Below are 12,344 nucleotides of genomic sequence, written 5' to 3' on the forward strand. Positions count from 1 at the left end.
GATCTGGCCCGTTCGCGGTGTCCAGGGGAGCCATTCTAATACCTGCGGGGCACAAGTCCAGCGCTGCGGCGCATGTGCGCTTACTCGTGGCTGGCCTCTGCCTGTATCCTTCAGTTAAGATAAGCGCTCAGTCTGGCCTCAACTGTGTTGGTTGTTGTGACTTCATTTGTTTCCCGTAAGGATACCCATGCTTACTCCAGTTTTGCTGTCCGGTGGCGTCGGTAGCCGCCTCTGGCCAGTATCCAGAGAGCTGCACCCCAAGCAGTTCCTGCCTCTTGCAGGCGAACTCACCATGCTGCAACAGACGCTGCAGCGTACCGGCAGTCTGGAGTCCACTGCGCCGGTAGTGGTCTGTAATGAGGAGCACCGGTTCATGGTGGCGGAACAATTGCGCCAGGTAGGGATTGCCGCCAGCGGCTTGATTCTGGAGCCGGAAGGGCGCAATACGGCACCCGCGGTGGCACTGGCCGCAATTCGCGAATTGGCGCGGGATCCGGAGGCGATCCTGCTGGTGTTGCCGGCCGATCACCTGATCCAGGATGTCGATGCATTTGCCGACGCGGTTGCCAGTGCCTTGCCGTTGGCGCAGCAGGGCCGGTTGATGACCTTTGGGGTCGTTCCCGTTGCCCCGGAAACCGGTTACGGCTATATCCGCTGTGGTGGCGCCCTCGGTCCTGAACTCTACGAGCTGGAGGCATTTGTCGAGAAGCCGGACAGCGTGCTTGCCCAGTCCTATGTCGATAGCGGCAATTACCTCTGGAACAGCGGCATGTTTTTGCTGCGCGCGGCCACTTATCTTGAGGAGTTGGGCGAATTTCAGCCCGAGATCCTGGCCTGTTGCCAGCGCGCCATGGCCTCCGCTACCACGGACCTGGATTTCATTCGTCCGCAGCTGGAGGCTTTTCGGGCCTGTCCGGCCGACAGTATTGACTATGCGGTTATGGAACATACCACCCTGGGCGCGGTGGCGTCACTGCACTGCGGCTGGAGCGATGTGGGCGCCTGGTCTGCGCTGTGGGATGTGGCCGAGCGCGATGCAAGTGGTAATGTATGTCACGGTGATGTGATCCTGGACAACTGTAACAACAGTTATTTTCGCAGCGAGTCGCGCCTGGTCGCCGCGACCGGCGTTGATAACCTGGTGGTGGTGGAAACTGCCGATGCGATTCTGGTGGCGGATCGTGCCCGGGTTCAGGATGTGAAGCGTATCGTCAATCGCCTGAAGGCGGATGCGCGGCCGGAAGTGTCCCTGCATTCCCGTGTATATCGTCCCTGGGGATCTTATGAATCCCTGGTCACGGCAGAGCGTTTCCAGGTCAAGCGTATTATCGTTAATCCCGGCCAGACCCTGTCGCTGCAAATGCATCACCACCGGGCGGAACACTGGATTGTGGTGCGGGGCACCGCGGAGGTGACCTGCGAAGACAAGGTGTTCATGCTCGGCGAAGATGAATCCACTTATATCCCCCTGGGTCACAAGCACCGGCTGGCCAACCCGGGACGCATTCCACTGGAACTGATTGAAGTGCAGTCCGGAAGCTACCTGGGCGAAGATGATATTGTTCGTTTCGAAGATGTCTACGGCCGTGAAAAGCCTGCCTTAACCGCAGAGGAGATAAGCCTGTGATCACGAAATGTCTGTTCCCCGTAGCAGGTTACGGTACCCGGTTTTTACCGGCGACCAAGAGCATGCCCAAGGAAATGCTGCCGGTGGTCAACAAACCACTGGTGCAGTATGGGGTTGAAGAAGCGCTTGAGGCGGGCATGACCACCTGTGCCCTGGTGACGGGTCGCGGCAAGCGTGCGATCGCCGACCATTTTGATATCAGCTTCGAGCTCGAGCACCAGATATCGGGTACTGGCAAGGAACGCTATCTGGACAGTATTCGCAATGTGCTGGATAAAGGCGTCTTTACCATGGTTCGCCAGCGCGAGATGAAAGGCCTGGGCCATGCAATCCTTACCGGTGAATCACTGATAGGCCACGAGCCGTTTGGCGTAGTGTTGTCTGATGACCTCTGCCTTAATGATGGTCCGGGTGTGCTCAGCCAGATGGCTGAGCTTTACCGCCAGTTTCGCTGTTCCATCGTGGCGATTCAGGAGGTGCCGATGGAGGATGTGAACAAATATGGCGTAATCGCCGGTGAGGCTCTCAAGGACGGTGTGTACCGCGTGGACAAGATGGTTGAAAAGCCGGACCCCGCCGACGCGCCCTCAAATCTGGCGATCATCGGCCGTTATATCCTGACCCCGGATATCTTCGATATCCTGCGTGAGACAGAGCCCGGCGCCAATGGGGAGATTCAGCTCACCGACGCACTGCAGACCCAGGCGCAACGGGGTTGTGTCATGGCCTATCGCTTCAAGGGGCGGCGCTTTGATTGCGGTAGTGTGCCGGGTTTTGTCGAAGCCACCAACTACGTGTATGAAAACATCTACTCAAACCAATGATGCCGGAGTCGGATACCTTGCGGGAGCTGTCGTGTTTCAAGGCTTACGATGTTCGCGGTCGGGTACCCGATCAGCTCAATGAAGATATCGCTCGCCGTATTGGTCGCGCCTACGCCGAAGTAGTCAAGCCGCGCAAAGTGGTGGTGGGGCACGATATCCGCCTCACCAGCGTGTCGATAAAAAACGCGCTGGCCGAGGGGCTGATGGAACAGGGCGTGGATGTCCATGACATTGGCCAGTGCGGTACCGAAGAGATCTATTTTGCCACCTCTCATGCGGTCATGGATGGCGGGATTGTGGTGACCGCCAGCCATAATCCGCAAGATTACAACGGCATGAAGTTTGTGCGTGAACAGTCGCGCCCCATCTCCGGCGACAGCGGCCTGTTTGCGATACGCGACCTGGCACAGCGCAATGAGTTTACGCCGGCACCCGTGCGCGGCCAGCGGCATACCCTTGACACCACGGCTGCCTACATTCAACACCTGCTCGGCTATGTCGATGTCTCCCGTCTGCCGCCGTTGCGGATTGTGGTGGATGCGGGTAATGGCGGTGCCGGTCGGGTGGTGGACCTGTTGGAGCCGCTGCTGCCGTTCGAGTTCATCAAGCTGCATCATCAACCCGACGGCCATTTTCCCAACGGGGTTCCCAATCCGTTGCTGCCGGAAAACCGCGCCGTTACCAGTGACGCGGTGGTGAAGCACAGTGCCGATATGGGGATCGCCTGGGACGGGGACTTTGACCGGTGCTTCTTTTTTGACGAACGCGGTGAATTTGTAGAAGGCTACTATCTGGTGGGGTTGTTGGCCGAGGCTTTTTTGCGGCAGCACCCTGGCGCCAGCATTGTTCACGACCCGCGGCTGACCTGGAATACGGTTGCGCTGGTGGAAGCCGCCGGGGGACAGGCAGTGCAGAGCAAGACCGGACACGCGTTCATCAAGGAGCGGATGCGGCAGGAAAATGCGGTTTACGGCGGCGAAATGAGTGCCCATCATTATTTTCGGGATTTCGCCTATTGCGACAGCGGCATGATTCCCTGGCTACTGGTGGCGGCGTTACTGGGCAGCCGGCGGCTTACCCTGTCCGCACTGGTTGCCGAACGGGTAGCGGCGTATCCCTGTAGCGGCGAAATCAATCGAAGTGTTGTGGATTCCGAGGCCGTACTGGCGCGGGTGGCGGCGACATATCGACCGCATGCGCTGCTGGTTGAGCAGGTGGACGGGCTTAGCATGGCGTTTGACCACTGGCGCTTCAACCTGCGTTTGTCCAATACCGAGCCCGTGGTCCGGCTCAATGTTGAGAGCCGCGGTGACCCTATGCTGATGCGCGAAAAAACCGCGGAACTGCTGGCGTTGATTGACGCTTAAGCGTCCTGGGCCGCATGCCACTGGGCGAGCAGGCGCTCGGTGGCGGGGTCCATGCTGCCGTCGCTGGAATCCCCTGTCAGTCGCGCCAGTACTTCGGTACCAATTTCCTTGCCCAGTTCCACCCCCCATTGATCAAATGGGTTGACGGCCCACAGCTGGCCGCTGCAGAAAGTGCGGTGTTCATACAGTGCCAGTAGCGCACCCAGGCTGTGCGGGGTTACCGAGGTAAGTGTAATCACACTGTTCGGCCGATTTCCCGGCATTGCCAGATGCGGTGCCAGACTATCCGCCTCTGTGGCTGTCAACCCTCTGTGCAGCAGGCTTTCCCGAGCCTCGTCGATACCGCGACCCACCATCAGGGCGCGGCTCTGGGCAAGGCCGTTGGCGACCAGCATGCGGTGCTGTCCGGCGGCGCCGGTATGGGTGGTCAGCGGGATAATGAAATCCGCAGGGCACAGGCGCGTACCCTGGTGCAGCAGTTGATGGAACGAGTGCTGGCCTGTGGTGCCCGCAGAACCCCACAACACGGGCGCGGTATCGTAGTCGAGCTCTTCACCATCCCGGCTGACCCGCTTGCCATTGCTTTCCATGGTCAATTGCTGCAGGAAATCGGGTAATCTGCCGAGCCCGTGATCATAGGGCAGTACCACGTGATTGCCGGCGCCAAAGAAATTGCAATTCCACACCTCCAGCAGGCTCATTAACATCGGCAGGTTAAAGGCGCTGGTGGTATCGACAAAGTGGGTATCCATTTCTGCCGCGCCGGCCAGGAAATCATTGAACCGATCCCAGCCCACGGCTATGGCGCAGCTGAGCCCCACCGCGGACCACACGGAATAGCGTCCCCCCACCCAGTCCCACATCGGCAGGCAGTTGTCCGCGGGCACACCGAAAGCGGCGGCGGCATCAAGATTGGTGGTAATGGCGAGGAAGTGATTTTCCAGGTTTGCCATGTCGGCGCCATCCGCCAGCAGCCACTCGCGGGCGGCCGTGGCATTGGCCAGGGTTTCTTCGGTGCGGAATGACTTGGAGCAGATAATAAGCAGGGTGGAGCCCGGGTCCAGTGATGCCAGGGTCGAGTGTAGATCCGCAGGGTCGACGTTGGCGACGTAATGGGTCGCGATCCGGCCCCTGAAAGCACTCAGGGCGCCGGTCACCAGGCGCGGGCCGAGGTCGGAGCCGCCGATCCCGATATTCACTACCGTGTCAATCACCTTCCCCGAGTGCCCCTTCAGCTCCCGGTTGTTAATTTGTTCACTCCAGTGGCGCATCCGTTCCCGGGTTTTTGTCACTGCGCTGAACTGGGATTCCAGCCCGGCAGGTGCTCGCTCTGCCCTGAGCAGGGTATGCAGTGCGGGGCGTGATTCGGTGTTGTTCAGCGGCACACCGGTTACCAGGTCTCTCGCCCTTGCCTGCAGCTGTGCCTGTTGGCCAAGGCGCAGCAGCGCTGCCCTGCTGTCGCGGCACAGCAGGTGTTTGGAGTAGTCGAGGGTCAGGCCCGCGGCGGTGGCGGTAAATGCGGAGGCGCGTTGGGGATCACTGTGGAACAGCCCGCTGATCGAGGCGTCCTGTAATTTGGCTGCACAGGCCTGCAGTTCACGCCAGGAGGGCAGGTCCGATAAACGTAAAGCATGTGCCATGAAGAGCCTCTCATCAGTGATAACTGAGTATAGTAGGCCCGGGCCTGGTGTGGCGCAATATCGCCTCTAGTGATCCCTGTCGAGGGACAGCCTGGTCAGCGCCCGGAGGGCTTCCACTGCCGGGCCATCAGCTCGCGGTGCCAGTGCCGCAAGGGCCAGGTCGTGATGTTCGCGCGCGCGCTGCCGGGTATAGTCGGCGCCGCCACAGCGGTTTACCGCGACGATAATGGCATCGATATCAGCGGTATTTTTTTCGGTAATCGCCCGCCTGACCAGTTCCTGCTCCGCTACATTGCCCTGCTTCAGGATATGAATCAGGGGTAGGGTGAGCTTACCTTCAGCCAGGTCATCGCCCACATTCTTGCCCATGGTGGCGGCATCACCTTCATAGTCCAGTACATCATCCACCATCTGAAACGCGATACCGAGATGTAAGCCAAAGGTGGCCAGTTGCTGGCACTCATCCTCGCTGGCATCGCCCAGTGCGGCAGCCCCATAGCAAGCTGCCGCGAACAGGACCGCGGTCTTGCGGGTAATAATATCCAGGTAATCCTGTTCGCTGGTGGTAGCGTTTCCCGCGCGGGTGAGTTGCAATACTTCGCCCTCGGCGATGGTGTTGGTGGTATCGGCCATATAATGCAGCACAGGCAGGTTCTCCAGTTGCACCATGAGCTGGAAAGCACGGGTGTAAAGGAAATCGCCCACCAGGACACTGGGCGCGTTACCAAAGGTGGCATTGGCCGTGGGGCGGCCGCGGCGCAGGCTTGAGATATCCACCACGTCATCGTGCAGCAGGGTCGCCGTGTGGATGAATTCAATAACCGCGGCAAAGGTGATGTGAGCGGGTCGGCAACCACCGAGCGCCGCGCCAGTGAGCAATGCCAGCAGCGGACGAAGGCGTTTGCCCCCGGCGTCGACAATATAGTGGCCGACATTCTCCACCATGGGGACGTTCGATTGTAGTTGCTCGATGATGAGCTGGTTGACCTGCTCGATTTCCCCGGCAACGCTGGAGCGTATGTGCTGCATAATTTGGCTGGCATCCGATGTGCTCGCGCATGCTATGGTGCAGTGGCAGGGCTGTCAAGCGGCGCTCCGCGCTACTGTCTTTTGTCGGGGCTGGCATCCAAAGCCAGATAAATCTTGCCGGGAAGCCATTATTTGAGTAGAATCGCCGCCCTCGAGCCCTGCCTTGGCCTATGGGCCGCTGGCCGGGAATCCCCGAAAACTGTTTGTGCCTGGCTCTGCCCCCTTGATTAAAAAGGGTTTTTCGCACCGCGAGCAGGCTAATTAAACGGAGAGCAGAATGTACGCAGTGATTGAAAGCGGTGGCAAGCAGCACCGTGTTATTGAGGGCGAGACCCTCAAGCTTGAAAAAATTGAAGAAGCTACCGGCGCGACTATAGAGTTTGAGCGGGTGCTGATGATTGGTGGTGACCAGGTTAAAATCGGCACCCCTTTTGTTGCCGGCGGTAAAGTGACCGCCGAGGTGATCAATCACGGTCGCCACAAGAAGGTAAAAATTGTTAAATTCAACCGCCGTAAGCACTATCGGAAAGAAACCGGGCATCGCCAGTGGTTCACCGAAGTGAAGATCACCGGCATTACGGCGTAAAGGAGACTAACGACAATGGCACACAAGAAAGCAGGCGGTAGTACCCGTAACGGGCGCGATTCCGAAAGTAAACGCCTTGGCGTCAAGCGCTTTGGTGGTGAAGCGGTTAAAGCGGGTAACATCATCGTGCGTCAGCGCGGCACCCGGTTTCACCCCGGCACCAACGTACGCTGCGGCAAGGACCATACCCTGTTCGCGACGTCCGAGGGTAAGGTGGAGTTCGTCGTCAAGGGGCCGAACAATCGCAAGTTCGTTCAGGTAGTGAGCGCCTGATCAGGCGCTCACACTGAACGAATAAAAGCCTCGTCAACTGACGGGGCTTTTTTTTAGAGCATTTAAAGCAGCCGGGCAGACGCGTTAATGTCTCTGTGTACGTTGCAATGGCAGGGCCATGAAATTTGTAGATGAAGCCAGTATCAAGGTATTTGCGGGCAACGGCGGTAACGGCTGCCTGAGTTTTCGTCGGGAAAAATACATTCCCCGGGGCGGCCCTGACGGCGGTGATGGTGGCGACGGTGGCAGCGTTATCATGGAAGCCGATAATGGCATCAATACCATGGTCGATTTCCGCTTCGTCCGCACCTATCGGGCACCCAATGGCGAGTCCGGCAAGTCGCGCAATTCCACCGGCAAAAGCGGCGAGGACCTGGTGCTGCGTGTACCCGTGGGTACTACCGTTATCGACGAGGACAGTGGCGAGATTCTGGGTGACCTTGCAGAGGATGGCCAGCGGCTGGTTGTTGCCCAGGGTGGCTGGCACGGCCTTGGCAATACCCGCTTCAAGTCGAGCACCAACCGGGCGCCACGGCAGACCAGCCCGGGCTCAGAGGGTGAGCATCGGAATCTCAAGCTCGAACTGAAAGTTCTGGCGGACGTGGGATTGCTGGGCCTGCCGAATGCGGGCAAGTCGACCTTTATCCGCTCGGTCTCGGCGGCGAGGCCCAAAGTGGCCGACTATCCGTTTACCACCCTGGTGCCTAACCTCGGGGTGGTCAAGGTAGACTCCCACCGCAGTTTTGTAGTGGCCGATATTCCCGGCTTGATCGAGGGTGCTTCCGATGGAGCGGGGCTGGGCATTCGCTTCCTGAAGCACCTGACCCGCAATCGCATTTTGCTGCACCTGGTTGATATGGCGCCGGTGGACGGCAGCGAACCCGCCGATGCCGCCCTGGCTATCCAGAACGAGTTGGCCGTATTCAGCCCTACTCTGGCACAGCGCCCTCGCTGGCTGGTGCTCAACAAGACGGATCTGGTGTCCGCTGAAGACCTGCAGGCACGTCGCCAGGCAGTCATTGATGCACTGTCCTGGCAGGGGCCGGTCTATGAGATTGCGGCGATCAGTGCGACCGGTACCGAGCGCCTGTGCCAGGACCTCATGGTGGCACTGGAGGAGCAGCGCGCACTGGAAGCGGCCGACCCCGAAGTCGCCGAGGCGGAGGCGGAGCAGCAATCACGGATGCAGCAGGAGGCCCGTGATCGCATTACCGCATTACGGACCCAATACCAGGAAGAAGCGCGCCGTGCCCGCGAGGGCGGTGACAGCGATGATGACGATGACGATACTGAGGTGGAAGTGGAATACACCCACTAATGAGCGACCCGACACGCAGTGAAATTGCCCGCTCCCGCCGTTGGGTGATCAAGGTGGGCAGCGCCCTGCTGACCAATGACGGCCGTGGGCTCGATGGCGAAATCATCGGCGGCCTGGTGGCGCAGCTGGCGGCTTTAAAAGAGCGCGGCATCGAGGTTGTGCTGGTTTCCAGTGGTGCCGTGGCAGCGGGCGTGGTCCGTCTCGGCTGGTCGCGTCGACCGTCGCTGTTGCACGATTTGCAAGCCGCGGCCGCCGTTGGCCAGTCCATTCTGATCCAGAGCTATGAGGCTGCATTCAGCCAGTATGGCATTGCCACCGCCCAGGTATTGCTGGGCCATGATGATGTCAGCGCAAGGGACCGTTACCTGAATGCGCGCGGTACCCTGACCACCCTGCTGAAGCTCGGTGTGGTGCCGATCGTTAACGAAAACGATACAGTGGTTACCGATGAAATCCGCTTTGGTGACAATGATACGCTTGCTGCCCTGGTGGCCAACCTGGTTGACGCCGAGGCGTTGTTGTTATTGACCGACCAGCAGGGCCTGTATCATGAAGACCCGCGCCTGAACCCGGAGGCAGAACTGGTGGAGACCCGCGACGTGCACGATCCCGAACTCGACGATATGGCGGGCGAGGGTGGTTTACTGGGCCGTGGTGGCATGATAACCAAGCTCCGGGCGGCGCGCCTGGCGGCTCGCTCGGGAACCGAGACCGTGATTGCCAGTGGTCGGATGCAGGATGTCATTGGGCAGGTAACCCGGGGGGTGCCGTTGGGCACCTGGCTGCGAACGGGCAAGCGCCCGCAGAATGCGCGCAAACAGTGGCTGGCCGCCATGGTGCAAACGCCGGGCAGTCTGGTCCTTGATGAGGGCGCGGTGCGAGTGTTGCGCGAGTCCGGACGCAGTTTGCTGGCGGTCGGTGTACGTATGGCAGAGGGTCGATTCGAACGCGGCGATATGGTGTCCTGCCGGGGGCCGGATGGGCGCGAGGTCGCCCGTGGGCTGGTCAATTACAGCGCCGATGAAACCCGTCGCATCATGGGCCAGCCGTCCGCGGCGATAGAGGGGTTACTGGGTTACCAGAGTGATGAGGAATTGATTCACCGCGATAATCTGGTACTTTGCTAGCAGGTAATCCCCGTGCCAAAAAACAAACCTAACGGGCGTCATTGCCTGACGGACATGATCACGACATGAACCTGTCTCCCGAAGTATTACTGGTCGGCTATTCCCTCGCCATTGCCCTGTTGTCCCTGGCGGGAGGGTTGCTGCCCGACTGGGTGCACATGACCCACACCCGCACCCAGTTGGTGATGAGTTTTGTTTCCGGCTTGATGCTCGGGGTGGCCTTCTATCATTTGCTCCCGCACAGTATTGCGCTGCAGCCGGAGGGCGCACCTGCCGCGGATGTGTCGGTGTGGTGGTTGATGATAGGTCTTATTACCATGCTGCTGCTGTTGCGGATGTTCCACTTCCACCAACATGACTTCAGTGAACACGACCATGACCACGATCACGGGCACGATCACGACCATCTGGTTGCAGAAGCACCCGAGCCGGCACATGCACCGGTGATGCCGGCCGTGAACAAACTTAGCTGGGTTGGCCTTGCCCTCGGGCTCGGCGTGCACACCCTGATTGATGGTGTGGCTTTGGGCGCAGTCCTGCAGGTGGAAATAGGGCATGTCGCCGGCCTTGCCGGTGTCGGCGTATTTCTGGCGATTCTGTTGCATAAACCACTGGATGCCATGTCGATTACCACGATGATGCAGGCCGGTGGCTGGAGCAGGCGCTCCCGGGCGATCGCCAACCTGGGTTTTGCGCTGCTGTGCCCATTGGGTGCAGTGCTGCTTTTCTTTGGGGTCGATCTGATGGGGGAGGCGCGCCATTATGCGGTAGCGGTGGCGCTGGCGTTTTCAGCCGGTGCCTTTATCTGTATTGCCCTGAGTGATCTGCTCCCCGAGGTGCACTTTCACAGTCACGATCGGGGCAAGCTGACCCTCGCCTTCGTGATCGGAATAAGTCTCGCCTATGCGATTGGCGGTCTGGAACCCGCGAGTGCGCATCTGCACGGCGGTTAGCTTCTCGAGGAGAAATACATGGTCAAGCGAGTTATTTACCCACCGATGTGGCTGGTGTTTGGCGTGGTTGCCATTTTCGCCTTCAACGAATTTTATCCGGGGCCGCGCTATACCAGCCTGACGAGCCAGTTGCTGGGCGGGGTCCTGCTGGTATTCGGCCTGGCGATGCTGGTGTTTGCAGGGGGCAAGTTTCGGCGAGCGGGCAACGATATGGTGCCCTTCAGGAATGTGTCGACACTGGTAACTACCGGGGTATACGGTTTTACCCGTAATCCCATGTACCTGGGTATGGTGGCCATTCTGCTGGGAATTGCGGTGACCGTGGGCGCATTGACGGCGCTGATCGTCGTGCCGCTGTTTATGCTGGTTATCCAGTGGCGCTACATTTACCCGGAAGAAGAGTTGCTGCAACGCCAGTTTCCTGAGGAGTTTTCTGCCTATCGCCGCCAAGTGCGGCGCTGGCTGTAGTCGGGAGCGCCGGATTCTTGCAGCCGGCACCCGGAATCAGCTGGCCGCTCCCAAATTGCGTGCTCTCGCCGCCGTAGCATCACTATCCTGTGACAGGGGTAACCAGCCCTGTATCTGTTCCTCAATGATCTGCGTCAGCGCCTCAATGTGTCCCTGCTGGCTATTCAGGCAGGGGATGTATTCGTAGCGCTCGCCCCCGGCATGCATGAAGTACTCGCGGTTCTCCACGCCAATTTCCTCAATGGTTTCCAGGCAATCTGCCGAGAATCCGGGGCAGATGAGCTGCACGGACCGTATGCCTTTGCCAGGCAGCGCCTTGAGTGTTGCGTCGGTGTAGGGTTGCAGCCAGGGCTCGCGACCGAAGCGGGACTGGAAGCAGGTCTGGTACTCATCCCCGGTTAATTCCAGGGCCTCTGCCAGCAGCCTGCTGGTCTTGTGACACTGGCAATGATAGGGGTCGCCCTGTTCGAGGTAGCGTTGTGGTTCGCCGTGGTAGGACATCAGCAACAGCTCGGCACGGCCATGCTCAGCCCAGTGGGCGCGAATGCTGTCGGCCAGCGCCTGGATGTAGGCGGGGTGGTCATGGTACTGGGCGACGAAGCGCAGGTCGGGCAGCCACCGTCGCCGCTGGAAATCAGCCGCTACCGCGTCGAAGGTGGAGCCCCCCGTGGGGCCGCTGTATTGCGGATACAACGGCAATACCAGTAACTTCCGGGTGCCCATTTCAAACAGCGATTGCAGCTGTTCCGGGATGGAACGGGTGCCGTAGCGCATGGCATATTCGACAATGACGGACTCGCCGTGCAGCCGGGTCATTGCGGTTTGCAGGGCCTCGGCCTGTGCCCGTGTATTGGTCAGTAATGGGGAGCCTTCATCCGTCCATACAGTGCGGTAAGCTGCGGCGGAGCGCGCCGGGCGTATGTTGAGAATCACGCCATGGAGAATCATCAACCACAGCAGTCGTGGGACCTCAACCACCCGTGGATCGGACAGGAACTCACGCAGGTAGCGACGCAGGGCGCCTTTTTCCGGTTTATCCGGCGTACCCAGGTTGGTGACCAGGACCCCGACCCTGGGTGATTGGCTGTGTTTGAAGTCTTGGCTGCCACGGTAGCGCATGCTGCAGTAATAT

At 59.6% G+C, this 12,344-nt stretch carries 12 protein-coding genes; 9 read left to right on the forward strand and 3 right to left on the reverse strand.

The window, feature by feature from the left end; translation table 11 throughout:
* Window positions 1-187 precede the first annotated feature (187 nt).
* The 3 genes from CWI75_RS17035 to CWI75_RS17045 are packed head-to-tail and all read left to right on the forward strand — an operon-like array spanning window position 188 to window position 3,818.
* A complete protein-coding gene (locus tag CWI75_RS17035; protein WP_101522735.1) occupies window positions 188-1,627 on the forward strand; it encodes a mannose-1-phosphate guanylyltransferase/mannose-6-phosphate isomerase in 1,440 nt (479 codons plus the stop codon).
* On the forward strand, window positions 1,624-2,451 hold the full coding sequence (gene galU / locus CWI75_RS17040; protein WP_101522736.1) for a UTP--glucose-1-phosphate uridylyltransferase GalU: 828 nt from the start codon (window positions 1,624-1,626) through the stop codon (window positions 2,449-2,451). The genes CWI75_RS17035 and galU overlap by 4 nt, the downstream gene beginning before the upstream one ends.
* Window positions 2,452-2,468: 17 nt before the next feature.
* Window positions 2,469-3,818 (forward strand): phosphohexomutase domain-containing protein, encoded by a 1,350-nt coding sequence (locus CWI75_RS17045; protein WP_101522784.1) that lies wholly within the window; start codon window positions 2,469-2,471, stop codon window positions 3,816-3,818.
* Here the strand turns inward: CWI75_RS17045 and pgi are convergent.
* Both pgi and CWI75_RS17055 read right to left on the reverse strand, forming a co-directional pair.
* Window positions 3,815-5,458 (reverse strand): glucose-6-phosphate isomerase, encoded by a 1,644-nt coding sequence (gene pgi, locus CWI75_RS17050; protein WP_101522737.1) that lies wholly within the window; start codon window positions 5,456-5,458, stop codon window positions 3,815-3,817. The genes CWI75_RS17045 and pgi overlap by 4 nt on opposite strands.
* A 66-nt stretch (window positions 5,459-5,524) precedes the next feature.
* Window positions 5,525-6,487, reverse strand: coding sequence for a polyprenyl synthetase family protein (locus tag CWI75_RS17055; protein WP_101522738.1), 963 nt, complete (start codon window positions 6,485-6,487; stop codon window positions 5,525-5,527).
* A gap of 277 nt (window positions 6,488-6,764) precedes the next feature.
* Between CWI75_RS17055 and rplU the strand changes: the two genes are divergently transcribed.
* The 6 genes from rplU (at window position 6,765) to CWI75_RS17085 (ending at window position 11,212) form a co-directional block, all read left to right on the forward strand.
* Window positions 6,765-7,073 carry a 50S ribosomal protein L21 gene (rplU, locus tag CWI75_RS17060; RefSeq protein ID WP_101522739.1) on the forward strand — a complete coding sequence of 103 codons (309 nt, stop codon included), beginning with the start codon at window positions 6,765-6,767 and terminating at the stop codon, window positions 7,071-7,073.
* Between the two features lie 15 nt (window positions 7,074-7,088).
* Complete coding sequence (gene rpmA / locus CWI75_RS17065) at window positions 7,089-7,346, forward strand: 50S ribosomal protein L27 (protein WP_101522740.1); 258 nt, start codon at window positions 7,089-7,091, stop codon at window positions 7,344-7,346.
* A gap of 118 nt (window positions 7,347-7,464) precedes the next feature.
* Window positions 7,465-8,664 carry an Obg family GTPase CgtA gene (cgtA, locus tag CWI75_RS17070; RefSeq protein ID WP_101522741.1) on the forward strand — a complete coding sequence of 400 codons (1,200 nt, stop codon included), beginning with the start codon at window positions 7,465-7,467 and terminating at the stop codon, window positions 8,662-8,664.
* Window positions 8,664-9,791, forward strand: coding sequence for a glutamate 5-kinase (gene proB / locus CWI75_RS17075; RefSeq protein WP_101522742.1), 1,128 nt, complete (start codon window positions 8,664-8,666; stop codon window positions 9,789-9,791). The genes cgtA and proB overlap by 1 nt, the downstream gene beginning before the upstream one ends.
* A gap of 65 nt (window positions 9,792-9,856) precedes the next feature.
* On the forward strand, window positions 9,857-10,744 hold the full coding sequence (locus CWI75_RS17080; RefSeq protein ID WP_101522743.1) for a ZIP family metal transporter: 888 nt from the start codon (window positions 9,857-9,859) through the stop codon (window positions 10,742-10,744).
* Between the two features lie 18 nt (window positions 10,745-10,762).
* Window positions 10,763-11,212, forward strand: coding sequence for a methyltransferase family protein (locus CWI75_RS17085; protein ID WP_101522744.1), 450 nt, complete (start codon window positions 10,763-10,765; stop codon window positions 11,210-11,212).
* A gap of 36 nt (window positions 11,213-11,248) precedes the next feature.
* On the opposite strand, the gene hemH is transcribed toward CWI75_RS17085, so the two are convergent.
* A complete protein-coding gene (hemH, locus tag CWI75_RS17090; RefSeq protein ID WP_101522745.1) occupies window positions 11,249-12,331 on the reverse strand; it encodes a ferrochelatase in 1,083 nt (360 codons plus the stop codon).
* Window positions 12,332-12,344: the final 13 nt, after the last annotated feature.

The organism is Kineobactrum sediminis (genome assembly GCF_002868715.1).
GTDB classification, from domain to species: Bacteria; Pseudomonadota; Gammaproteobacteria; order Pseudomonadales; family Halieaceae; genus Kineobactrum; species Kineobactrum sediminis.